31 protein-coding genes and 5 pseudogenes are annotated in these 23,189 nt (G+C 33.5%); 8 read left to right on the top strand and 28 right to left on the bottom strand.

The window, feature by feature from the left end; translation table 11 throughout:
• Window positions 1-748: 748 nt before the first annotated feature.
• Window positions 749-946, bottom strand: coding sequence for a cold shock domain-containing protein (locus ARADI_RS04340; RefSeq protein ID WP_119711244.1), 198 nt, complete (start codon window positions 944-946; stop codon window positions 749-751).
• A 508-nt stretch (window positions 947-1,454) separates the two neighbouring features.
• On the opposite strand from ARADI_RS04340, the pseudogene pagP reads away from it, so the two are divergent.
• Window positions 1,455-2,039: pseudogene (pagP, locus tag ARADI_RS04345) on the top strand (lipid IV(A) palmitoyltransferase PagP).
• Window positions 2,040-2,118: 79 nt separating this feature from the next.
• On the opposite strand, the gene ARADI_RS04350 reads toward pagP, so the two are convergent.
• Window positions 2,119-3,480, bottom strand: a complete 1,362-nt coding sequence (locus ARADI_RS04350; protein ID WP_119711245.1) for an amino acid permease — start codon at window positions 3,478-3,480, stop codon at window positions 2,119-2,121.
• Window positions 3,481-4,141: 661 nt separating this feature from the next.
• On the opposite strand from ARADI_RS04350, the gene ARADI_RS04355 reads away from it, so the two are divergent.
• Window positions 4,142-4,534, top strand: coding sequence for a helix-turn-helix domain-containing protein (locus ARADI_RS04355; RefSeq protein WP_119711246.1), 393 nt, complete (start codon window positions 4,142-4,144; stop codon window positions 4,532-4,534).
• Between the two features lie 506 nt (window positions 4,535-5,040).
• On the opposite strand, the gene ARADI_RS04360 is transcribed toward ARADI_RS04355, so the two are convergent.
• A complete protein-coding gene (locus ARADI_RS04360) occupies window positions 5,041-6,486 on the bottom strand; it encodes an alanine/glycine:cation symporter family protein (protein ID WP_119711247.1) in 1,446 nt (481 codons plus the stop codon).
• A 1,148-nt stretch (window positions 6,487-7,634) separates the two neighbouring features.
• Between ARADI_RS04360 and mgtS the strand changes: the two genes are divergently transcribed.
• A complete protein-coding gene (gene mgtS / locus ARADI_RS22105) occupies window positions 7,635-7,712 on the top strand; it encodes a protein MgtS (protein ID WP_500782305.1) in 78 nt (25 codons plus the stop codon).
• 240 nt (window positions 7,713-7,952) lie between these two features.
• On the opposite strand, the gene ARADI_RS04365 is transcribed toward mgtS, so the two are convergent.
• Window positions 7,953-8,309, bottom strand: a complete 357-nt coding sequence (locus ARADI_RS04365; RefSeq protein ID WP_119711248.1) for a pyrimidine dimer DNA glycosylase/endonuclease V — start codon at window positions 8,307-8,309, stop codon at window positions 7,953-7,955.
• Window positions 8,310-9,184: 875 nt separating this feature from the next.
• On the opposite strand from ARADI_RS04365, the gene ARADI_RS04370 reads away from it, so the two are divergent.
• From ARADI_RS04370 to ARADI_RS04380, 3 genes are all read left to right on the top strand, one after another.
• Window positions 9,185-9,670: a hypothetical protein gene (locus ARADI_RS04370; protein ID WP_119711250.1), complete on the top strand. Its 486-nt coding sequence runs from the start codon at window positions 9,185-9,187 to the stop codon at window positions 9,668-9,670.
• A 92-nt stretch (window positions 9,671-9,762) separates the two neighbouring features.
• On the top strand, window positions 9,763-10,074 hold the full coding sequence (locus ARADI_RS04375) for a hypothetical protein (protein WP_119711251.1): 312 nt from the start codon (window positions 9,763-9,765) through the stop codon (window positions 10,072-10,074).
• A gap of 325 nt (window positions 10,075-10,399) precedes the next feature.
• Window positions 10,400-11,056, top strand: a complete 657-nt coding sequence (locus ARADI_RS04380; protein WP_119711252.1) for a hypothetical protein — start codon at window positions 10,400-10,402, stop codon at window positions 11,054-11,056.
• A gap of 420 nt (window positions 11,057-11,476) precedes the next feature.
• Here the strand turns inward: ARADI_RS04380 and ARADI_RS04385 are convergent.
• The 5 genes and pseudogenes from ARADI_RS04385 to ARADI_RS04400 form a co-directional block, all read right to left on the bottom strand.
• Window positions 11,477-12,236, bottom strand: a pseudogene (locus tag ARADI_RS04385) (N-acetylmuramoyl-L-alanine amidase).
• A gap of 204 nt (window positions 12,237-12,440) precedes the next feature.
• Entirely contained in the window at window positions 12,441-12,626 is a 186-nt protein-coding gene (locus ARADI_RS20650) for an Rz1 family lipoprotein (protein ID WP_369406930.1), read from the bottom strand.
• The gene (locus ARADI_RS20655) at window positions 12,538-12,774 is read right to left on the bottom strand and encodes a lysis system i-spanin subunit Rz (protein WP_369406931.1); all 237 of its coding nucleotides are present in this window, start codon (window positions 12,772-12,774) and stop codon (window positions 12,538-12,540) included. The genes ARADI_RS20650 and ARADI_RS20655 overlap by 89 nt, the downstream gene beginning before the upstream one ends.
• Before the next feature lie 607 nt (window positions 12,775-13,381).
• The gene (locus ARADI_RS04395) at window positions 13,382-13,870 is read right to left on the bottom strand and encodes a M10 family metallopeptidase C-terminal domain-containing protein (RefSeq protein WP_119711255.1); all 489 of its coding nucleotides are present in this window, start codon (window positions 13,868-13,870) and stop codon (window positions 13,382-13,384) included.
• Between the two features lie 444 nt (window positions 13,871-14,314).
• On the bottom strand, window positions 14,315-14,506 hold the full coding sequence (locus tag ARADI_RS04400) for an isocitrate/isopropylmalate family dehydrogenase (protein WP_500782307.1): 192 nt from the start codon (window positions 14,504-14,506) through the stop codon (window positions 14,315-14,317).
• A gap of 465 nt (window positions 14,507-14,971) precedes the next feature.
• Between ARADI_RS04400 and ARADI_RS21550 the strand changes: the two are divergent.
• Both ARADI_RS21550 and ARADI_RS21555 read left to right on the top strand, forming a co-directional pair.
• A pseudogene (locus ARADI_RS21550) lies at window positions 14,972-15,094 on the top strand (ash family protein); the annotation flags it as partial.
• Window positions 15,095-15,117: 23 nt separating this feature from the next.
• Window positions 15,118-15,863: pseudogene (locus ARADI_RS21555) on the top strand (BRO-N domain-containing protein).
• 2 nt (window positions 15,864-15,865) lie between these two features.
• Here ARADI_RS21555 and ARADI_RS04415 read toward each other — a convergent pair.
• From ARADI_RS04415 to ARADI_RS04470, 19 genes and pseudogenes are all read right to left on the bottom strand, one after another.
• Complete coding sequence (locus ARADI_RS04415) at window positions 15,866-16,360, bottom strand: phage tail fiber protein (RefSeq protein WP_119711258.1); 495 nt, start codon at window positions 16,358-16,360, stop codon at window positions 15,866-15,868.
• Complete coding sequence (locus ARADI_RS17315; RefSeq protein ID WP_238149113.1) at window positions 16,357-17,166, bottom strand: hypothetical protein; 810 nt, start codon at window positions 17,164-17,166, stop codon at window positions 16,357-16,359. The genes ARADI_RS04415 and ARADI_RS17315 overlap by 4 nt, the downstream gene beginning before the upstream one ends.
• Window positions 17,167-17,363: 197 nt before the next feature.
• Window positions 17,364-17,738, bottom strand: a complete 375-nt coding sequence (locus ARADI_RS04425; protein ID WP_119711259.1) for a DUF6453 family protein — start codon at window positions 17,736-17,738, stop codon at window positions 17,364-17,366.
• Window positions 17,739-17,744: 6 nt separating this feature from the next.
• Window positions 17,745-17,891, bottom strand: a complete 147-nt coding sequence (locus tag ARADI_RS04430; protein ID WP_182853080.1) for a hypothetical protein — start codon at window positions 17,889-17,891, stop codon at window positions 17,745-17,747.
• 145 nt (window positions 17,892-18,036) lie between these two features.
• The gene (locus ARADI_RS04435; RefSeq protein WP_182853081.1) at window positions 18,037-18,207 is read right to left on the bottom strand and encodes a hypothetical protein; all 171 of its coding nucleotides are present in this window, start codon (window positions 18,205-18,207) and stop codon (window positions 18,037-18,039) included.
• On the bottom strand, window positions 18,207-18,629 hold the full coding sequence (locus ARADI_RS04440; protein ID WP_255420640.1) for a phage tail tip fiber protein: 423 nt from the start codon (window positions 18,627-18,629) through the stop codon (window positions 18,207-18,209). The genes ARADI_RS04435 and ARADI_RS04440 overlap by 1 nt, the downstream gene beginning before the upstream one ends.
• Window positions 18,630-18,634: 5 nt before the next feature.
• Window positions 18,635-18,829 (bottom strand): hypothetical protein, encoded by a 195-nt coding sequence (locus tag ARADI_RS17320; RefSeq protein WP_238149114.1) that lies wholly within the window; start codon window positions 18,827-18,829, stop codon window positions 18,635-18,637.
• 171 nt (window positions 18,830-19,000) lie between these two features.
• Window positions 19,001-19,225: pseudogene (locus ARADI_RS21560) on the bottom strand (phage tail tip protein J-related protein); the annotation flags it as partial.
• A gap of 52 nt (window positions 19,226-19,277) precedes the next feature.
• Complete coding sequence (locus ARADI_RS17330; protein WP_238149116.1) at window positions 19,278-20,072, bottom strand: phage tail protein; 795 nt, start codon at window positions 20,070-20,072, stop codon at window positions 19,278-19,280.
• Window positions 19,984-20,691: a hypothetical protein gene (locus ARADI_RS17335; RefSeq protein WP_238149117.1), complete on the bottom strand. Its 708-nt coding sequence runs from the start codon at window positions 20,689-20,691 to the stop codon at window positions 19,984-19,986. The genes ARADI_RS17330 and ARADI_RS17335 overlap by 89 nt, the downstream gene beginning before the upstream one ends.
• Entirely contained in the window at window positions 20,622-20,837 is a 216-nt protein-coding gene (locus tag ARADI_RS17340) for a hypothetical protein (protein ID WP_238149118.1), read from the bottom strand. The genes ARADI_RS17335 and ARADI_RS17340 overlap by 70 nt, the downstream gene beginning before the upstream one ends.
• Window positions 20,838-20,891: 54 nt before the next feature.
• The gene (locus ARADI_RS19460) at window positions 20,892-21,023 is read right to left on the bottom strand and encodes a hypothetical protein (protein ID WP_255420606.1); all 132 of its coding nucleotides are present in this window, start codon (window positions 21,021-21,023) and stop codon (window positions 20,892-20,894) included.
• Window positions 21,007-21,291, bottom strand: coding sequence for a DUF6950 family protein (locus ARADI_RS04450; protein WP_238149119.1), 285 nt, complete (start codon window positions 21,289-21,291; stop codon window positions 21,007-21,009). The genes ARADI_RS19460 and ARADI_RS04450 overlap by 17 nt, the downstream gene beginning before the upstream one ends.
• Window positions 21,291-21,401 (bottom strand): Ail/Lom family outer membrane beta-barrel protein, encoded by a 111-nt coding sequence (locus ARADI_RS20660; protein WP_119711261.1) that lies wholly within the window; start codon window positions 21,399-21,401, stop codon window positions 21,291-21,293. Before ARADI_RS20660 ends, ARADI_RS04450 begins: the two co-directional genes overlap by 1 nt.
• Complete coding sequence (locus ARADI_RS04455; RefSeq protein ID WP_119711262.1) at window positions 21,355-21,726, bottom strand: Ail/Lom family outer membrane beta-barrel protein; 372 nt, start codon at window positions 21,724-21,726, stop codon at window positions 21,355-21,357. Before ARADI_RS04455 ends, ARADI_RS20660 begins: the two co-directional genes overlap by 47 nt.
• On the bottom strand, window positions 21,716-21,973 hold the full coding sequence (locus ARADI_RS04460; protein ID WP_147392352.1) for a hypothetical protein: 258 nt from the start codon (window positions 21,971-21,973) through the stop codon (window positions 21,716-21,718). The genes ARADI_RS04455 and ARADI_RS04460 overlap by 11 nt, the downstream gene beginning before the upstream one ends.
• Before the next feature lie 65 nt (window positions 21,974-22,038).
• Window positions 22,039-22,278, bottom strand: a complete 240-nt coding sequence (locus ARADI_RS17345; protein WP_238149120.1) for a hypothetical protein — start codon at window positions 22,276-22,278, stop codon at window positions 22,039-22,041.
• A 133-nt stretch (window positions 22,279-22,411) separates the two neighbouring features.
• Window positions 22,412-22,621: a hypothetical protein gene (locus tag ARADI_RS17350; protein ID WP_238149121.1), complete on the bottom strand. Its 210-nt coding sequence runs from the start codon at window positions 22,619-22,621 to the stop codon at window positions 22,412-22,414.
• Window positions 22,621-23,109, bottom strand: a complete 489-nt coding sequence (locus tag ARADI_RS04470) for a hypothetical protein (protein ID WP_238149122.1) — start codon at window positions 23,107-23,109, stop codon at window positions 22,621-22,623. The genes ARADI_RS17350 and ARADI_RS04470 overlap by 1 nt, the downstream gene beginning before the upstream one ends.
• Window positions 23,110-23,189 lie beyond the last annotated feature (80 nt).

Genomic DNA, 23,189 nt, shown 5'->3' on the forward strand with positions numbered 1-23,189 from the left:
TAAAACAAATTTAATGTCATTAATTTTTATAAAATCGCTGATTAATCAAAATGATATTAACAGCGCTAAGATATAAAATTAATGTGTACTTTCCTTTAATTCTGACAAGCAATACTTGCCATATCTTGCTCGACTTCTGGGGGACTATAACTATTATCCCTTAATTGTTTATCTAATTATATAAACTTATTCATACCATATTTTTTAACTATAAATAGTTAAAACTCCAATTTTATTTTAACGCTAGTGCTATTTTTATAGTTAACTAACAAACATTAGTTCTTTTTTTACTTAAGTGCATTTTAATCATATACGTTATAGTAAACACTCGATATCAAATTGACTTTATCTTATGTATAATAACAATTTTTTATCTTATTTACTATTGATTATGGTTTTACATTTCCTTTTTGTAACATATTATCAAAAAACCAACATGACGAAAAAATAGAAAATTATGAATTCTAAATCAATAAGTATTAAATAATGAATGACGATTAAATTTTTTTTATTTAACATGACTAGTATTTTTATTAAAATTTACATTTTGCAAACAATAATAATATAATACAAAAAATTTATTAATAACAATAAATAATACATAGAATATACAAAGTAGCAAAAATTAAATTTATTATTAGCGATAACTCTCATCATGCTATATTCAAGGTCAATAAAATATCAATATAGCCAATCAAATAAATTATTTTACAATTGAGTAGCTCATAAATTATCATCTTAGCAATAATCAAATAATTATTACATTATTAGCAGCGGAACCCTTACAACTTTCTTGAATATCAAATTCTACCATCTGACCTGCTATCAATGTTTTATAACCATTACCAAAAGTAGCAGTATAACGAACAAAAACATCGTTACCACCACCTTCAGGTGTAACCCTTTTTTCACTAAACCATTTTACCGTACCTGTGATCTTTTCCATTTTTTTCCTTTGAGACCATAAATTGATTTTTTAATAATGCAAATAGATATTAAGCAATATATTATTACTGCTTATATTTATGCTATTACATACTTTATTTACAATAACAAACTATTTTATATCCTAGTGCTATTAGTCACTTTAAAAAATTTAACAGCGAAAAACATTTTCCTCTATTTTCTATCAAGAAAGTAAAAAGATTACAATAAAAATATATAGGCACTCTTATTCATATCAATTACTAATTCAATAATTTTAATAGCTTAAAGATTATCCATTCTAAAATAGCTTGATATAAAATTATATCTATAAACTTCCTATATCAATCGGTAATAATTAGTTCTATTTTTAATATTGAGTAAATTACTTTACTATTTTCAATTTCACTTTATTATCAGTTACAATACTAAAATAAAAAAATTTAATTATATTTAATTAATTCTACATTTTTAACCATATTAGAGGAATATAGATATTGTTAGACAATACCTGAATTTTTCATTTTAGAATGAATCAAAAACTATTTATTAATATTATCAAAGTTAATATATTAGTTTCCAGCTGCATATTTACAGCTTATACAATAGCAATATCTAATTCTTCTAACCCCATTGATACAAAAAGTAATAAACCTTTCTCTCTTAGCGAAAAATTCACTTATAATATCAATAAAACTTGGAATTCTCATCAGTACGAAATTTATCTACCTTTTTTAATTTATCATAATCGATTAACTTATGATAATAAAAAAATTTCCGGATATAATAAAACTCCTTGGGGATTTGGTATTGGAAAATACCGCTTTGATCAAAATAAAAATTGGCATTCTATCTATGCTATGGCTTTTACTGATTCCCATAATAAAGTACAACCCATAGTCGGATATGGATTTTAAAAAATTTGGCGACCAAGTGAGCTTGATGAATTTCGTATATGAGCAGCTTTCACACTAAGCGTCACGGCCAGAAATGAATATTGGTATATACCGATTGCATTACCACTTCCGATTGCTTCTATTGAGTAGAAACAATTCTTAATTCAAGCAACATATATTCCTGGAACATATAATAACGGTAATGTATTTTTTGCTTAGATACGCTGGCAATGGCAATAAATTTTTAAGTTTCATACCTATACCCTGGTTTAAACCAGGATAATTAGTTACTATTTTATCAATTCGCTCTGTTTTTTTTTCTAAACTTTGTGAATAAAAATCCTATCCATAAAAACAAAACCCAAAATGGCATAAGAATAACTGAAATACGAATTCCATCAGTCAGTAAAATAATAACCAAAATAAGAAACAAAAAAATTAAACAGAGATAATTACCAAATGGATACCATAATGCTTTGAATTTAGGCTCAATACCTTCTTTTATTTTTACCGCTCTAAATTTCAAATTAGATATACAAATCATAATCCAATTAATTACTAAGGTTGTCACAACCAATGACATTAGTAATTCAAGCGCTTTACCATCTAATAAATAATTAATTAAAATACCACCTGATGTTGCTAAAGCTGAAATAGCAATTGAGACAATAGGCACACCACGCTTAGTCACGATATTCAAAAGATGCGGGGCGTTACCTTGTTTTGCTAAACCATAAAGCATACGACTATTACTATATACTCCACTGTTATAAACTGATAATGCTGCAATTAAAACGACAATATTCAAAGAATTAGAAACAAATTTATCGCCTATGTCATGAAAAATAAGCACAAACGGGCTTTCGCCACTAACTACATTTATCCAAGGATACAGTGAGAGCAATACAAATAAAGAACCAATATAAAAAATTAAAATACGATAAACAACTTGATTAGTCGCTTTAGGAATACTTTGTGTTGGATTTTCCGCTTCCGCCGCTGTTATGCCAACGAGCTCTAATCCACCAAAAGAAAACATAATAACTGCCATCGCCATTACCAATCGAGTAATCCCATTAGGAAAGAATCCTCCATATTGCCAAAGATTTGATACCGATGCTTGTGGGCCACCTTTTCCACTAATTAACAGATAGCACCCAAAAATAATCATCGCAATAATTGCGAACACTTTGATTATTGCAACCCAAAATTCTGTTTCGCCATATAAACGTACATTCGTCAGATTGATAAGATTGATAGCGATAAAAAAGATTGCAGCTGAAATCCAGGTTGGGATATCCCACCAATATTGCACATAAATACCTGCAGCAGTCAGCTCGGCCATACCAACCAAAATAAACATTACCCAATAGTTCCAGCCAGATAAGAAACCAGCAAAAGGGCCCCAATATTTATAAGCAAAGTTACTAAAAGAACCAGCAACAGGTTCTTCAACAATCATCTCTCCTAATTGACGCATAATCAGGAAAGCAATAAATCCACCAATTGCATAACCTAATAAAACAGATGGCCCTGCCATGTTTATAGTTTGTGCAATTCCTAAAAAAAGGCCTGTTCCAACAGCCCCACCAAGTGCAATCAATTGAATATGTCTGTTTTTTAACCCGCGCTTAAGCGTTTGCCCAACTTCTTCCGCCATAATTAAACCTTCATTTTATTCTAATTTCCTAATATTTTTATCGATGCAAGCCTTAACTAAAGCGCATATCAAAACTCTTAATTAAAACATTAATTTTTCTTTAAGCCTATATTAAATCATTTAATAAGATTAAAACCCTATTAATTTTAGTTAAAATGGCAAATAACCAGTTACTTTACAGATACCAATGGTAAAATTTCCCCACCGTTTTGGTTTTGATCTTGGTCACAAAAACTGTCTAATGCGACTAAATATAAAAATAAGCAGAGTAAAACCAATCAGTGTCGCAATTACTATTTTTTTATTTTCAATATCTAACCCTTTTCGTATTTTTAATACCACATGATAAAAAACAATTAATATGTCATTGTATAAAAATCAAGTCACTTACTAAAGTAACCATAGCGTCATTGCTGAAAACAATAAAATCCTTTTTATTAATTTATGGTACATACTGTTTGTGAGTTAGCTGCAAAAGTTAAAAAAAATTATTATAGATAAAAAATGGCTTAAACACCCGCTTATAAAGAGATAAACTGATCTTTTTTAAAGATTAACATAAATTTTTATATAAATTATTTAAACATTAAGCTTTAGGACTTTATCATCCCTAAAAAAAGTTGTGTATACTTCTTTAACCAATAACTAGTATGATATCACAATGCTGCAAGATACCCACTTAGCACTTGTTTACGAATTAAGTAAATGGATCGAAGAACACATAGGAAGAATAATCTACCTGGAAGAGCTTGCCGCCTACTCAGGTTATTCTCTTTGGCATATGCAAAAAATTTTTAAAGAGATCACCGGAATTTCACTTGGTAAATACATTCGGCAACGTCGACTTGCCAAAACTGTTAATCTTTTGAGAAATAGTTCCAAAGCCATTTTTGATATTGCGTTGGATTTTGGCTTTGGCTCGCAATCACATTTTACCTATATGTTTCGTAAAGAATTTGGTATCACACCTTACGATTTTCGGCAAAACCCTAATATTAAATTAGAAATCAAGGAACCACTGCATTTAATTTACCAAAAGTCATCAAATATTTAACCAAGGGAAATAATATGTTAATCACACTAGTAATAACTAACCAAGACTGTAATCAATAATCCATTAAAAAGGATGGTAATTTTAGATGCTAAGGTAAAATGACATAAATCTACAGCTACTTTATTTTTAATTTAGCATCTTTTATTAATGTTCAATATGAGCTCTCTCTTAAGTACGAATAATTAACATACTATTTATAATAATAAATATGTAATAAACTATAAATATATAAAATTCTAACAAAAATATACCAATCCTTGGACAATAATAAATCGAGACTAATATTATAAAAATTAACTATAATACAATACGTAATAAACCAGCGTTTGACAGATAATGATTTATAAAAAACATACTATTTTATTTTATAAAACTACCGAATTAGATCATTTAATTTTGACTCAAATAAATTTTTTAATAAAAAAATAAATAAAAGTTTAGATAGATGTAGCGATAAAAACCTTCTTATACGAAGGTTTTTATTATATTAACTAACTGTTAATTTCTCATTCATTCGATTGTTTTAAATTGTCCTTTTCCCAAATACCATCCTCTACCTGTTTTTTAATATCAGGATAAGCATCTATATCAAATATGGGTAATTTGCCAGCTTTGCGTTGTTGATTGTAATCTTTAGTAAGTTTAAACGCGATACCTGAGAGCATCAATATTGCAATTAGATTTGTTAACGCCATCAACCCCATCGAGAGATCAGCTAATTTCCAAACTAAGGGCATTTCTGCCATTGAGCCAAAAATAACCATTCCCAAAGTAGCAAGTCTGAGAATATACAATCCAGCAGTATGATTATTTTCTAAAAAGACCATATTACTTTCTGCATATGCATAATTTGCAATAATTGAAGTAAAAGCAAAGAAGAAAATAGCTATTGCAATGAAAATTGCACCCCAATCGCCAACAGCTGAAGAAAGGGCTCGCTGTGTTAATTCAATTCCGCTAATAGTGGCATCAGCGCTATCTAATGCGCCAGAAGAGATAATAATAATTGCTGTTGCGCTACAGATCACTAAAGTGTCCATAAAAACACCTAGCATCTGTACATATCCTTGCGATGACGGATGAGGCGGATAAGGTGAAGCAGCAGCTGCAGCATTCGGCGCTGAGCCCATGCCTGCCTCATTTGAAAATAGGCCGCGCTGTATCCCTTGTGTCATCGCTTGCGTAACTCCATAACCAACTACGCCGCCAACAGCTTCCTGTAAACCAAAAGCATGTTTAATAATTAGTAAAAAAACATCTGGTAAACGTTCAATATTATTGCTCATTACCCAAAATGCTAATATCAAATAAGCGATTGCCATTATAGGAACAACGAATTCTGCCACCCGAGAAATTGAACGTAAACCACCAAAAATAATAATGCCACAAATTATTGCAAGCACAATTCCTACGTAAAGAGGGTTAAAACCAAAAGCTACTGCTGTTGCCTGAGCAATTGAATTAGCTTGAACGGAATTGAAAACTAGGCCAAAAGCGATAATAAGAAAGATAGAAAAAAGTACCCCCATCCAACGCATTTTAAGGCCCTTTTCCATATAGTAAGCGGGGCCGCCACGATAATTCCCTTGATCATCTTTTGTCTTATATAATTGTGCTAAGGTGCTCTCAGCACAAGAGGTTGCCATACCAATTAAAGCAACAAGCCACATCCAAAAAATAGCACCTGGTCCTCCAGCAGTTAATGCAATAGCAACACCCGTTAGATTTCCAGTTCCAACTCTGGCTGCTAAACTTGTGCATAAAGCTTGAAAGGAAGATATACCTGAACTATCTGATTTATTACTATTCTTCAGTATAGTAAACATATGCCCAAAATAGCGGAATTGAATAAGACCAGTGCCTAACGTAAAATAGATACCTACTCCAAGCAATAAATAGATTAATACACCACTCCAGAGAATATTATTAAAATTGTCTATCAGTTCCGTCAAAACATTTCCCCTTATCTGTATTAATAAAAACTGTCCAATAAATCAAATACACTAATAAATAATACTAAACCTTTTTTAAAAACAACCCTTTTATTTGTATGAATTTCACTCTTTTACTAAAAAATAATAACATTACTAAGCAAAGCAGCAAAACTCCTTAAAATGTAACATAGACATCCTGTTTAGGTAACCTTTTTATTTTAAAAGTGAGAATTATGATTAGCTATAAACTGCAATATAGCAAAGAGATAAAAAGATATTTATCAATTCACTGAGTTTTAATGCACATGCTCAATTATGTCAGTATCCAGTAAACCTTAACAATTATAACCACTAATAATCAAATTATCTTCATATTTTGATAGATGATAGTCGTTATATTTAATATTAACTTTATAATTATAGAAATCATTTACCCTAAATTTTAGTTAAAGAGGATTCATATAGAATAATCAATTAATTATAATTACTAATATAACTTGATATATTAGCTAAAATAACTATAATCCAAATATCACTTTTCGCAATTTCTGCTTCAAGTTTATTTTTATACTTTTATTTTCTAAATGTGTTTTTATATTTATAAGTATAAAACTATTAGTTATATATTTAAATTTATTATGATAACTTTATTAAGTTATTAATGTATTTTTTCATAGAAAAGTCGTTAAATATTTATTATTTTATTAATAAGTTTTTAATTTATATTATCAATACATTATTTATTTAATATTATTTTAGCATTAGTAATAAATTTCTATAATATCAGGAAAAGATATAATCCTTTTGATAATCTTTTATGAAATAGTTTTATCTATTGTAACTATTATTTCTAGCACAATTTAGTTAAATCCCCACAATCTGACACTACCTCGATAACAGGAATAAACAGTATTTATCACTAAAAGCATCTAATTAATCACATAAAGAACGTGACTCAGATCTTTTGTACCACCAAATTGTTTGTTAAAACGAAAAAAATTAAATGAAACATCAACAAAATCAAATAACTTATGTTTTAGGTACAATACTACTTTTTATCTTGTCACTATATTGACTAGAATTACTCGGCCAAATAATGGCATTTAACTTTCATTCTAGCAAGGTATTTCTATCGAAATGCATTAACTAAAAATAAGGAGAATATCATGTTTTTACTAATTCTCAGCCTGATTTGCGCATCTGGCATTTTCGCCGCAATGATGAGCCCCAAATGGGATGATTAAATGAATACTGAAGAGTATCCACCGAGTAATACGCCCCTTTATTAGATTATCATCTGAAAAGGGGCGTTATTTTATATCTAAAAATCAAATTTAAAATATTCTATAAAATTCTCAATCCAAAAAATCTAATTTTATTCAAACCAAACATCTATTATTTCAATATTTATAAAAAAATTAATATCAAACCTAATTCAATTTTTTGTCAATAAAATCATTTTTTATAAGACATGAATCGTGGTTTTAATGGTATTCTTTATTTATCCGGGTTTTATTGATCATAATGTCTAGCTCAGTAATTTGATAATTTTTCCATAAATGAGAATAGTTTTTCACCTCTTCAGGCCATTTATTGATAACAGAAAATCCTCGCTTAAGACATTCCTGATGTAGTGATGTATATCGCAAATGCAAAAATAGCAATTTATCCCTAAAAAATATGACATGTCCCTTTCCTAAGATATATGAAGTTAACGTAGACAATGTAACATTGCCTTCTTTTTTAACAATATAATTTGGTATACGAGTTAATTCTCTATGTTCAGCTAACAAGTGCTGATAGCATAATTCACTCGGCGGGATTACATTTATTCTCGTCATAATTAGCTAATAATCAAAATTTTTATGTTAAAAATTTCATTATATCGCTATTTACTAAATTTATATTAAAAATTATTTTATCTTATATTTTTACTATGCATAACCAATAAATTACCTGATCCTGTAGGTATATTTCTTGTCATGGAAGGATTTATCATTAAGTTGTATTGTGGCGAAATTATTTGCTGCAATAAATCAACTCCAGCTATCGCAAACAGTTTTACAGCTTAAATATCAACCTTGTACACGTTAGCTACTTCAAAATTAGCCATGTTTTTTTATCAGCCAAAGACATTATCATATTTTGCATTATAGGATACTCACTATGCGATTTTAATTAGATAAACTTTAAGTATTTTGACAATCATATATAGTAAAAAATGATATAAAACTCTAATAATACAACTCAATAAATAAATTGATCATTATTTCATAAAATATATTTTAATATCATTTGGTTAATTTAAAATTTAGGTTTTATATCTGCTAAAAATAATCATGAAATATTTATTTAAAATTTTAACTATTATATCTGTTTTAAAATTTAACCTAGTTAATATTTGCCATGCGATGACCAGCCCTACTGCCATATATGTATGCGAGAAAATTGTCGTGGGAGTTGAAGATGGCAAACGCCATTGTTTAACACATGATGTTGAAGGTAATAAACATAATATTACATGATTGACTTAACCATTAATTCTTTCATTTATTGTCAGTCTCATTTGTTAATTATTATTAACCATGTTAGTAAAAAATAATCACTCAATTTTAATGGTGGATGCAGATTAAATTTATAAAACCAATCGAATATTAATTAGTTGTTAAAAACAAGCTATACTTGATAGTGATGTTCATTCTCGAGGATATAAACTATGAAATCATTATTAAAAACATCTACTATTATCACAATACTAATCGGACTTAATTCTATCTCTACTATAGCTGACGTTACCTCACAAAGAAACCCAGCTCCTAACCCTAACAACAATGAGCATCTTGTAAACTCAGTTCTTCAAACCGGTTCAAATGTCGTCAATAATCGCACCAGACTTATAGACAAAATTGTTAATTCAGGTTTAAGTGCTAATCAAACAACAACCGAAAGTGGTTTGAATTTGGGCCATAACACTACGCAAAAAGGGCTAAAAATCGCGGCAGATATTACCAATAAAACGCTTGATATGGTAGGTGCTGCTGCTAGTGGCGGTTTAAAATCTGCCAGTGATGTTCTTGATAAAACAACCGCATTCTCCGCTAAAGTTTCACTAATAAAATATGGAAATAACTCACATCCTCAAGGGTTAACCGTGGCTATCAATGCCATTGACGCGAGGTTAAATTCTCCAATAAAACAATAGATAAAACCTTAGGAGTGGTTAAGGATACCGCTGACGGTAGCTTAAATACGGCTAATCGTATTCTCGACACAATATTTTAGGCAGCGGACACAGTGCTCAACGAGACTTTTGATTCAAACAAAACTATTTCGCAAACAGCGATAGATGCGGTTAAAGATACTGTTAATCATGGTATAAATATGGCTAGTAATACTGCCAATGCCAGTTCAGAACTTGTTAATTCTACTACTAATCAAGGTGTTAATTTGGCAAATTCTGTAACTAACCGCGCTCTTACAATTGCTGATCCAGCCAATAATGCTGGAGCTATTATTAACAATAGCGCAGGTACAACTTCCACCAATAATAATCGTGATATTGATAGTGTTACAAAAGATGAAATTGCAAATAAATACCAAGGATAGCCATTATTATTAAGCACTATTTATCGATTTATGACAAATGTGCATCATATCTCTCTTTCATATTGCTGGTTATGAACGTGAGATATTATTATGAATATGGTTATCTTTAGTTAGCGAACTCTATTAAAATAAAGTGTTTTATTAATTATAACGGTCAATAGCCAAAATTTGTTACAAAATTATTTGTCTATTAATTGGTTACATTTTTCTATTCAGGGTAAAAATCAAGTATCCAGACTGTTTTTTGAATAACAGCCTCAAAATATTAAATATATGTTAAAATAAACCATACTTAATAATAATTTCTATTGTGAGGAGATAATTTATGAAATTATTATATAAAGCATTCATTGTTATTGTCTTATTGAGTTGTCATTTGATGTCAGCAATAGCCGACAATACTCATATATCTCCCACATCAACAATCACTGACACCTATAGACATAATAGCAATCAAGATCATAGTTACGATGAGATAAACGCGATTCTCGACAAAAATTATTTTCAATGTTATGTTATGGCACAACAAAATATTGACTTCGCTAAATACGCTTTTAACGAAAATATGGATTTAATGAAATATACTGTCAAAGAAAGTTTTAAACTTGCGCATAGCGCTCTTAATGGCAGTACAATAACACATAATGAGCAATTGCTAACACCCACCCTGGAATTTTCTAATAATATAACCAATAAAACCTTAGAAACGGGGGTGGCTAACATTGATAAAATTTTGACTACTACCCAAATTAGTAGCAACGAGACTTACAAATCAACAAATATGGCAATCAAAAAAAGTTTGGAAACCTATGGCGCAACGAATGTCCATAATGGTTCCAACCTAACTGATCCTACGACTATACCTAACACTGACATTACCACCAAAACCTATAATTCAGGCAGTCCAGTTTATAGCGATAATGATACCAACTTAGAAATTCATGATGAACATCTGACCGATTTAAATAGAGATTATCCATAATACAAAGTAATAATTGAGCCGATTTGGTAACCAAAAGCATAATCATAATACAAAAAACCAGCCGCAATGGCTGGTTATCAAAATAAAGTAACAACTTAAATCATACATTTTATTAAGTACATGAATGAAAGTTTCATCAATTTACCGGAAATATAATTTAATAAACGGTATTTTACAGATAAAATATTAATAGTTAGTTCTAAAAAAATAATTATTATAGTAAAAGAATATTTATATTAAAATCCAATCAAAACTTAACTGACCTATATCAATTTAGCCATATTTTCAAACTCTCAAAATTAATATAGCATCTGCTTTAACAAATATTTCGTACTTATTTTCAATGGGTTGTTATGTTTAAATATAAAAAACCATCAGAATTAAATGATAGTTTTTTATAAGCTAAATCTTAATAAACGATTAAGAAAAATACTTTTCTACTAAAGCATAAAGAATGGCCACGGTCTCAACGTCTATTATGCCATCATAATTTGATTGCCGAAAATGTAACTGAAAAGCTCTGATCAATTTTGTATAGTCACTATTATTGGCTGCCTGAGATACATCATAACCATAGGACTTTAGTTTTTTGACAATCTCCGTCTTTGCCGGTATTTTATTTTTGAATTGCTCCATATACTTCTGTTTTATTTCTTCTTCATACCAAGCACCAATTCCGGTGTCATAAAGTTTTTTCCATGGAAAGGCAGCACCTGGATCACTTTTACGGCCAATGGCAATGTCTGAGTGTCCAACAATATTTGTTGGTGACATATCTGGATAACGTTGAATAATATTTAATGCTAATTCTTTTACTGCATCAACTTGATTATCATTAAATAGCGGAAAAATCATTTTTCCATTAGCATAACCCGCTTTATTGACGATTTCGATCCCTATCGCAGTATCATTTAAATTTGTTCGTCCAGCCCATAAGCTAACACCCGTATGCCCAGCTCGCTCATTTTCATCCACCAAATTAAAATTCTGACATCATTAAAACCAGCAGCCTGATAAGTTTTATCAGTTGGATCTGGTACTAAATAATGCGCACTAACACTATTACCCGTTAATGCAGTAATTGAAGCTTGAAAATTTAAAGCCGTATAATGACAAGAAAACGAATCCTACGGTTAAAACTTTTGACTGAACGATATGAGTTATAATCGATGAAGTACATGTTTTTTCCTCTGTTCGTTTAACTATTTTCAACAATAAATGAAACGGTTTTTTAACTCCTTATTTAAAATGTAATAATTAATTTCAAAGTAATACTAATCACAAACTATGAAATCAAGATTGAGAACATGAATCACAAATTTATCACTGTTTATAAATTTCCCACACTCTTGCCCGCAATCCCAAAAATTGGGCTTCTAATGTTTCAAGTTGACGTCTGAGACGAAGATAATTTAGCGTCCAGCGTCTGGCGCCAATTCGGTGGTTCTGATAGCATCCAAGCCGGTGTTGGTGGCAATCTTTTAATCTGGGGGACACACTGCTTTAACGAACAAGCGCTTATGGTTATTACGCAAATCATCACTAAGCTTATGTATTTCCATTTTCGCATTGTTAAGTTCCTGAGTACGTTTAACATCAATTTGTTGCAGCGACTTAATTTCGTATAAATAATTATTTTTAAGTTCTATTTGTTGTTGTAATTCATCTTTAAGTTTTTTGTATTGATACCTTAGATGAGTGTAATTGTTATAAACCACCGCAAATATAGCGAATATTAAAGTTGCTATAATTATTATGATAGAATTTAATATTCATAATAAAAGACGTTTTTTCAAACGTTTCCTCGTATGTTAACTATCGTGTTCCTTACCAATAAAAGCGGTTTTTATTATTCGATTTATTAATCAATAAACCATTAACTATCAATGAAAATACAAATTTAGATTAAGTTTAAACACAACCTAACTGTCGCTAATTTAAAATGAAAAATCAAAATAAAAAAGATAACAAATGATTATTTTTCTTTTTAGAAAATTAAATTTAATTAAAATTAAAAAAAATATTTAATTTATTTCTTATAATATTTATTATTTTAAATATAATAATCGTTGTTTAAAAATAGCCGCGAAGCTTCTGCTTTAATTGTTAGAGCGACCACGAATAGCCGAACACAGTCCAAAGTCACAAACTGTTATCAAATAGCCAGCAGCAAAAACAGCCGTCATATTCGCCCCATAAAAAAGGGCGGCTTATTGCCACCCATAATGATTGGGATAATCTTGTTACCCTATTTTAATTTCTCATATTAAACTGTAAATTTTATAACTTCGTATAAAATTCTGGTTGTAATATTTAAGAAGTTCCTTAAGTCACGATATCCTCGATAGGATTGACTTCACCAATAATTTCGATTAGAAAATCCGCTTTTCCATTTCCATCATAATCAAGCATTAGGCTGGTTAAATTTTCTGATTGATTATAATGAACTATCATTTCATTTTTATGGTTAGAAAAATGATTTACTTGCTTAATTTCGATAGTATTACCTTTAATTTGACTAAGGGCAGAAATATCAATTGTATCGCTACTACCAGTCTCAAAATCGATTATTTTATCTGGCGAATCAAACATCGAATCATCTATTTGATAATAATGAAAAACATCATTTCCATCACTACCATATATTCTATCGTCTTCTTCATCACCTGATATGTTATCATTTCCTTTTCCACCATAAATGGTTTCTCTTTTTTCAGTACCAGAAATGACAACATTTCCTTCGTCACCTAATATCTCATCATTTCTTAAAGTACAAATGGCACCAGCTTCTCTATTATTAATAATAGCTCTCATATGATCTTCTATACAACTATCGAATATGTCGTTTATTATTTGCTCTACCTGATAAGGTAAAATTACTAAAATTATGTTTAATGTCTGAATTAAATGTCATTGAATATTTTCGCGATTTATCGACAAAATTTAAATTACATAAGTAATATTAAGTCAAAATTAAAATTTAGCATGTTGGAAAAATTGTTAATAACTAATAATTAAAAATTCAACAATAAGAGTGCGTGCTGCTCAAAAAAACCGATCATTTTTTTGCGCGTCGTTGCAAAAATCTAATAATGGTAGATTAGCTATTATTTTTTACCGAAGGAATAAACAAGAATATCGTGGAAAAAAATGGCAAATCATTGCCGTTTAATTGTTCAGTTTTAGGGAACAAAACAATAGCTCGCAAATTAAACGGGAACAGTTATGCTTCCGTGATTAATTCAGCAAAGCATAAAACTACATATGATTAATCACTGCATCACCAAACTCACTGCATTTCAATAACTTGGCACTTGGCATTAAACGCTCAAAATCATAGGTGACGGTTTTGGCGGCAATCGCCCCTTGCATGCCTTTGATGATTAAGTCAGCGGCTTCTGTCCAACCCATATGGCGTAACAGTAGATAGGTGAAAACCAAATAACATATTGATTTATTTTATTGTTTTATTGTTTTATTGTTTTATTGTTTTATTGTTTTATTGTTTTATTGTTTTATTGTTTTATTGTTTTATTGTTTTATTGTTTTATTGTTTTATTGTTTTATTGTTTTATTGTTTTATTGTTTTATTGTTTTATTGTTTTATTGTTTTATTGTTTTATTGTTTTATTGTTTTATTGTTTTATTGTTTTATTGTTTTATTGTTTTATTGTTTTATTGTTTTATTGTTTTCAATAATTTAAAACATTAAAAACAGACAATATCTAACTAATTGAATATACATTTATTTTATTTAGTTTTGATAACCACAAAATACCCATTGACGAAAGAAGAAATCATGCGCTATAGTTTATTTGAATATGATAAATCAGGTGTCGGGTTTCAGAGCTCGGTAACAGTAAAAGGCGCATAGCACGCCAGAAACGTGTTTTTTATGCGTAAAATCCTGCACATCAAAATATGGTGGGCTGGATGGGGGAGCCGAAAGGCTCGCCGGAGACCTCTTTTGACGCCGGTACTGTGAACCCTGTTCAGTTCACCACCAGTAAGTTTCACAGCTTCGGCGGTGATTATCCTAAAATTCAAAGGAAATCACCACTATGAATACTTTAATATTCCGTAATACTGTTTTAGAAACTGTTTTCCATAATAAAGAAATTTGGTTTACTTCTGCTATGCTAGCCAAAGCATTACAATACTCCAGTAGTAAATCTGTCACAGATCTTTCAACAAAAATTCCGAGGAATTTTCACAGGGCATGTCTCAGGTCGTTGAATCGACGACCTCAGGGAATTATCGTAAAAAGACCTGCATTTTCTCTCTACGTGGAGCTCATCTTGTTGCTATGTTTGCTCGTACTCCAGTAGCAAAAGAATTCAGAAAATGGGTACTAGATATATTAGATAAGGAAGTTAGTAATCCCAAATGCCAACCTGAAGCTCACAAAAAGTTCAGCAGCAAAGATACCCAAAATCTCGCTCGTATCATTGCCCTCATGACGCAAAACTTTCGTTTCAGAGATGCATGGAATAATGCTATCTGGTATGCATTAAAAGAAGTCACAGGCATTCCTTCACCCTACCCAATGGAGGTCAGACTCGTCTCTTCTATCGCCTCAGAATGTGAGCGTATATGGCATGTAACGGAAGAGCTTTAAGATAAAATAGCTGATGCAGAAAAAACAGCGATTAAACGAATTATCCGAAAACATGAAAATGCTGACAAAGTTATCGCTGAGATAGAAATTTTGTTATCTCAGGCTACACAAGATAACCAGTTAATGCTAAATGGTGCACTCTCAAACTGGCATAAAGCGGAATTGACCCACTTCCTCCAACGCTGCTAATATCATGCCACTGTGATGGGGCCTATTCTTTTTTGCGCTTGTTGTTGATTCCAGATTGAATCAGCTGGCATTTCTACACTGATATCTAGCCATGTCGAGGGTGGAATGTTACACTGTTCACTGTCGTTATAGTAAATCGGTTTTTCGTCAATAATCTCTTTAACTCGCCAGTTTTGGAAATCTTCTGGCAGGTTGGTGTGTTGTCGATGAAATGTTTGAATTTCAATGCTGCCGTCAGATAATACTTTATCTTTGATATAGATAATCTCTAATCCATTGCTATTTTTCGGCACAGATACCCCATTGTGTATACCCCATGCACCGTCCGGGTTATAACCCAACACACCATTAATTAAATATTTCCCTGTTTCAATTCGTTGAACAGTTGCACCTTCTGACTCATCATTCGTTTCAAAACTTCCATTAGAAAAAATTTTGATAATGGGCGATGCTTTTTTGACAAAACCATTACCGTCAACATAATAATTCGCCGTCACATTATTTGACCATTTTTATTGGATGGAATGGTGAGGACGGCTTTATAGTGACTGGCGGCATCTCTATACACGAAATAGGAATTGCCAGGCGCAGTTTCAAGCAACATTCTATTCCCATTGCTTTTGATAAGGGCCAGGGTGGCGTAATTGTCGTCACCCTTGATGGTTAAGTCACCTGCGGTTAGTGATTCTTGAGAGTCTTTCTTGGCATAATTGTCGTTACAGGCTTTTTGGCTGATGACATCCCTTGTTGAGTTGCCTGTCGTTTGCACAACATTGGTTTTATCAAATTTATCAGCAACAATTTTGTTAATTTCTTCGACACTACTTGTATCGGCTTTACCTTTTACGGTTTCCTTGATTTTATCGATATCACTTGTATCTGCTTTACCTTCAACTAACTCCTGTAAGGCTTTAATCGATTCAAGTTTAACCGTTTTACCGCTCGGTAGCGTAAGCTGAACAACACCGTTTTCCCCCATCCAGGTATCCATGTTTTGTAAAAAATAGAGGATGTAAGTATTCGCTGCAACCAATGCTCTCGCTGCATCACTATTGTTGTTTGGCTCAGTGAGATTAATTGTGTAGGTTGTGTCGATAGCTGAAAATGTTGTATTTTCAGCAAGCACTAATTCCGTATCACTGTTAACCGCTTTAATCATGTAAGAATAGTTAATATCACCGTTTTTAATGAGCATTAACATGCCGGAGGATACTAATGGATTATTGCTATTCCATTTTGTGTCAGTGCCTTTAACAATAGAAGAGCCTGACACTATTGTGACTGTGCCGGTGTTGTATATCATTGTTTATTATCTCTAGAAATAAAGGTCGAAGTCGATTACATAAGAGGGCGTGCTGTAAGTTATATAATCAATTGCTGAAGTATCTACAAATACCCACTCCAAATTTCTGCCAGGTTGAATTGTTATTTTGTTACCTTGGAAGCGGTAGCCTCCAGCTCTGCAATATGTTCAATTCTGATAAACGCGATCTATCATTTCTACGCATTCATTTGCTTGTAAAACATGGGCCTGGCAAATGGGGCTGTTACACCCTGTTGAGTCAGGGTGATATTAGCGCCAACCAGAAAAGGTACATAATTAGATGAGTAACTCAATGTTACTTTTTGATTGTAAACATTAAGACCGTAATCTGCTGGTACTAGCGTAAAATCAGTAGTAAATACCAGTACGTAAACATCGGTTTTTGCATTGCTATAAATAACTTTATTGTCTCTAGAAATAGAAACAACCGCATTTTGATTTGTTGGACGAATGAAAACTAAACTTTTATCAATACTAGGAACAGTATTAGATATAGTATAAGTACCATTTGCACTTATTGATATTTTCTTTCTAAAAACACAATATCCCAACTTTGATTACTGAGTTATTTCTACTGCGTTACCTAAACCACCAATGAATAACCTATAGTCACTGCTAGCTGCTTGTTTTGGGTAGCCATAAACCTCTATTTTATACACATTTTCGTACTGTTCACCGTACAAAAATGTCCCTCGGTCTGACACTCCTCCTCCTGTGCCACCCCAAAACCAGTATATACCCCAACGATCCCAATTGCACTTTAATTGATTTCCTTCAACTCGTATATTTTCAAGTCTCAGTTAACGTACAGCATAACTTCTGTATACATGATAAAGTCTAGATATGACTTTAGGGACGATTATTATATTTATCTGCCTCAGGAATTGTGAAGCTATGATCTCTTTTTCTTAAATCATGATTTGTTGTACTTAAAAGCTTTGTTAGTATTTGACTTTTGTTAGTTATTTCAAACTGTTTAAAGCCATCATTTAAATCAACAAACAAACCGTAATCTGACATTATGGCCTCCTGCTTAGTTTTATTACGCCACCAGAAGTGGAATAAACGGCAAGACCTGTGTTATCTAAGACAATTTTTGAGGCATCTCCTATGATTTTAAAGTCTTTATTAATTACTAAGCGATTAAATTCTGCGATACCTGTTTCACCATCTATCTTGAAACCGGTATTCCCAGCCTGATAATTTTTTGATTGAATAACAGAGCCGATTAATAATTCTTCAATCGTTCCTTTGTCAATAAATATTGTGCGCAAAAATACCTGACCGTTTTTGATAATAAACATCAGCTCCATCTTGCCATTAGCCGGATTGTAGACAATGAAAGTCTGCACGCTAAAGCCAATTTGTGTACTGACTTTACCGTTCTTTAATTCAGCCCCAATCACCATGCCAGCGTCATAATCCACGCCGTCATAGTGAATCTTGACTAACGATCTCCATGTGCAGAAGCCTCACCCTTTTTCATGTCGTATTTAGCTTGTAATGAATTCTGAGTGGCTACCCAGGATTTATCTGCTGTTGCCCTGACCTGATTGATAGATTTTGCTAAGGCTTTGGTCTCTGTTACCACATAATCGTCAACCCTGACAATTTCAGCTTTCATCTTACCGTTTTGATACATGAAATACTGTGTATTGCCGTTGAGCCCTTTTGCGTTTTCCAGTATGGCTTCCGTGCTACTGTCTATTCCTTTCTTTAACTGTTTAATGGCTTCCGTATCGTTAATTTTTTTATCAATTTCATCAAGAATGTCACCGGGTAAACTATCTGGTTTGCCTGATACTTCAACAAAAAGTGATTTTCCATAACTATTTATCGTGCGAATATAGAAAAAATACTCGTAACCAACGTTAAGGTTCTCCTGTGTCTAGAACTGACCTTGTTCGACTTTAGTGTCATGATTAATGACTTCATGTTCTGATACGTCTGGCAATTTTATATCGCTAAACCAAAATTCAAATGTACTGCCATAGGCGGCTGAATCGCCTAACCTAGGAGCAGCAGTTAATGAAAACATGCTTACCGTAATATTAACATTGATTGGAGGAGGTGGGGCTACGATTGAAAAATCACGAATGGTGGGTTGTGATATCCGCTCCTGCTGCGTTAACGGCTCTGACTTCAACGCGATAGGTTCCTCTCGGTAATCCAGCAATATCAAAACGTTCACCTGGCACTTGAATCATTTGAATGACTTTTCCTTGTTCAATGATATTGACCGTACTGTGACGCACATCGGCCACAGCATTTTGCCAGATTAAGTAACCTTGAACCACATCACCGATATTGACAGGCATAAAGGTAAGATTTATCGGGGGCGCAATGCCACCTGTTGGTAGTTCAGTAAATGGCGGCCTTTCAAATGGCTTACCGATAATATCTTCGTAAATACAAGCGCCGTCTTCTTCTAACAGCATTTCTACGCCTTCCTGCGGATGAAATTTCCATTCAGCCACGCGAAATTCAAGCGATTTAATGCCTAAATTCAGTAAATCGAGCAATACCACATCACCAGGACGGTAAGCGTACCCATCTAAGTTTAAGGTTAACTGAACGCGTCTACCCGCCCGTTTCTGGCGTAAATAGAGGTTGGCTAAACACTGAGCTTGATAAGGACTACTAACAAAGCGATAATCGATATTTTCTTTAATCTCAAGTCCATCTTCTTCTACCCATTTATCCATTACAATGGGGCTAAAGTCCGTTTTAGTGTATTTCTGCTTCGCATCAACAAAAGTACCATAAATAGCATTGGTCGCCTCACTTAAGGGCAGTTCAGGCGTAATGCTCACCGTACCAATAATTTGGATGAGGCTCAATTTTGAGCGTAGCAGGGCCATGGTACGCCCACATAATGATGCCATATTTACCCGCAATGTATGTCGGTTCTGCACCAATACAACGGTGCATATGTTCAATGATAGAAGCAGGGGATTCCGATAACTCATAAGCACCGTTTAAGGTATAGCGCGGCTCCGACTTACCCTCTGTGATCCTCACTGACTCATCACATAAATCCGCTGCAATCTTAAAAGCATTGAAATCAATATCACTATCGGGGACTTTTAGGTAACTACGATAATAGTCTAAAATAACCAGTGCCCCGTTATTACTCCAAGTGGTTATGTTCGATCTTGGGGCAAACAATTCTTTGCCCCAGACTTCCGCCTTAACGTTAGGTACACTGTAGGGGTATTTTTCAGCATCATAGCATAGCGTTAACCTAATCCAGGCTAAACCGCGGCCTATCATGTCGTTTTTCCAGCTTGGTGCATTTTTCAGCAGATAAGGATTAACGCTTTTTCTATCGTTATGTAATTCGTAATCGGCTTTATCACCAAAAGAGTCAATCGTATCGTCGTTCAGCCAAATTTGACCAATGCGACTTATTTTATGACCGGCCAGCGTGATTGCTAAGAAAAGTTTTTCGTTTTTATCCTGTTCGCCTTTCTCTTCTTCTGCAAAAAAAGTAACCCAGAGCAAACCCTTTTACCCACAATCACCGTTTCTGACGCCGTCGACGAGCGTAAAATCTGCTTGCGCTCAGCTTGTTCTCGATAGCCACCGCTTGGCATTTTGTCTTGAAATAACAATGAACCTGCGGTTTGGACAGCCAAACCCGCTGCCATCAACGCCAGCCACCATCAACCCTGCACAAATTATGCTTGTGACGGTCTTGCCCATTACTCAATTCTCCATGCCATGATAGGAATTTTATGAACCGGTCTTGCGCCAATATCAGTCACCACCCAAATCTTGTTGGTCCATAAAACACACAGTGTTAAGCCTTCATCCCCATCAAACATTACCCACATCGCCACGTCCTGCCCGTTCAACAGGAACCGTGTTGAAAAAACGGCTTACACCCTGCTGTAAATCACCAAATTCATTGCTTAATACCCGTAATGCGCCCGCTTTTGAGTGATAACGTCCGCGAATTTCCAAACACGGGTCAAAATCGCAAACGGCTATCACACAGTCGGCAGCAAACAAACAGCAGTCGTGTTCACCCCATGAAAAAGGGCGACTCATCGCCGCCCTTAGGGTATTTGGTAGTCTGGTTGCCCAGTCTGGATGTCGCATTAAAATTTATATCCTAAAACAATGGTAAAAGCGTCTGTTTTCCAATCACCATTGCCTAAACGTTCATAGCCCACATCTAAAGTAGCTCCTTGCCAGAAGTTGACTTGCATTCCTACACCGTAAGCCGTAAGCCAACTCGGTTTTGTTATCTGAATTTGAATGTTTAGCACTATTAATTAACTCATTATCTCTAAACTCTTGTGAACTTGATTCATAAGAAGATTTCTTATAGGCGCCGCCGATTAATCCATAAAGGCTGACATATTCATTAACGCGATAAGTGGGACCTACCATCAAAGAAACATAATCACCGGTTACTTTACCTCTAGCATGTATTCTATCTTTTTTATCATTTTTATCCGCCTTTGCAGTAGCATTATAATCTTTGGTAGAATAGGCAATTGAACCAATTACACCCCATTCGTCATTGATCATACCGATAATGCATAAAAGCACCACCTAAATCATGGTAACTGTCTGAGGAAAGGATTGCCGGTTTACCAAAATGACTATTAATTTCATCTTTCGCTTTTTTAGCGTTATCGTTGAGTAAATTAACCTGGTTTTTAACTCCACCGGATTTTACATTCAAATACCCAAAAGAGAGCGTACTCTCACCAGCCTTTGCCATTACCGCGTCAGAAAATAGTGTCGGGATAACTAGTAACAATATTTTTTTCATTGTTTGTCCTATGATTAGGTAAAAATATTTCACGAGTATAGTGTGAATTAATCTTCGCTCAAATCTCACTTATACACAAAAGTGGGCGCATCTTTTTTACTGCCCCAATAGATAGCCCGCTCAGCCATTTGCGCCACATACCGAAAAATACGGCCATCACTTTTCCGTTTACGCCACGACGCATCCGTGAATTTGTCCGGCAATCCCATTGACCAACGTTCAAAGCGATTCGATATTGTCACCGCCACCGCATTCTCTTCACCGGTCGTTACGCCAATCGTTGAGATTTGACCGGCAAATATCACCTAGGCAATTTCGGGCTTCCCTTTCCTGTTGATAGCAACCAGCATTAATCGTACATTCTGGCCCCGACTGCGCTCATTCATGACATCGCCAATCAGCAAGCGAGTCAAATCCTGACAGTGACAAGATGAGTTGTTATGGGCTGGTAGTGTTTTGTTCCTTAACCTGCTCCACTTTACCAAACTGACCCACGCCTTGATAAGTTTCCCCTGCGATGACCAAATCCCCCACACCGGTATACGCGCGCGGCACGCTAGACTTTAAATCTAATCGAGCGGCAATAACAAGTTCGTAACTCTCATTTATCGCTTTTAACATATTATTTGAAAACGGATGATAGAGCATTAGTAAAGCGCCTCCTCAAACGCCAGTGTCACCGTTGAAAACACGCCTGGCCGATACTGGAAATTTCGTTGGTCATTGGTTGTTAGCTTAAAAACACCAAACGGTGAACGGGTTTCTATTTTATCGTTTATTTTTGGCGTATATCGTAACATGGGGGAAATGAGTATGGCAGCATTACCCTTAGCATCACTGGTTACATTATCCGTCACCATTTTGAGTTCGTTATTCACGGTCAGATAATCTCCTTTTCGCATAACAATTGAACTCGGTAACCAGTCCCTGGTTTGCAGTATTCTGCTCGTTTGGTTCGCAACGCTGACTATGAGCTTGCCCCTGTCTGTTAATCCTTTACGTATCCAGTTGTAAATTTTTATCCGCCCACTTTCCCCGTCGAGCTCAGCAGCCAGTGCTTCGAGTTCACGCGACTTAGTCTCAGTCAGGTTATTAAAAGTTAAGCTACACCGCCAGCGGCTACCAGGAAAACGCACCGTCTGAACACTCCCTGTAAATGTTAAAGTAAATGTCTTGTTATTACTTATCAACTGCCAGTTCATCGAAGAAGGGGCGA

It is taken from the genome of Arsenophonus endosymbiont of Aleurodicus floccissimus (assembly GCF_900343025.1).
GTDB lineage: Bacteria > Pseudomonadota > Gammaproteobacteria > Enterobacterales > Enterobacteriaceae > Arsenophonus.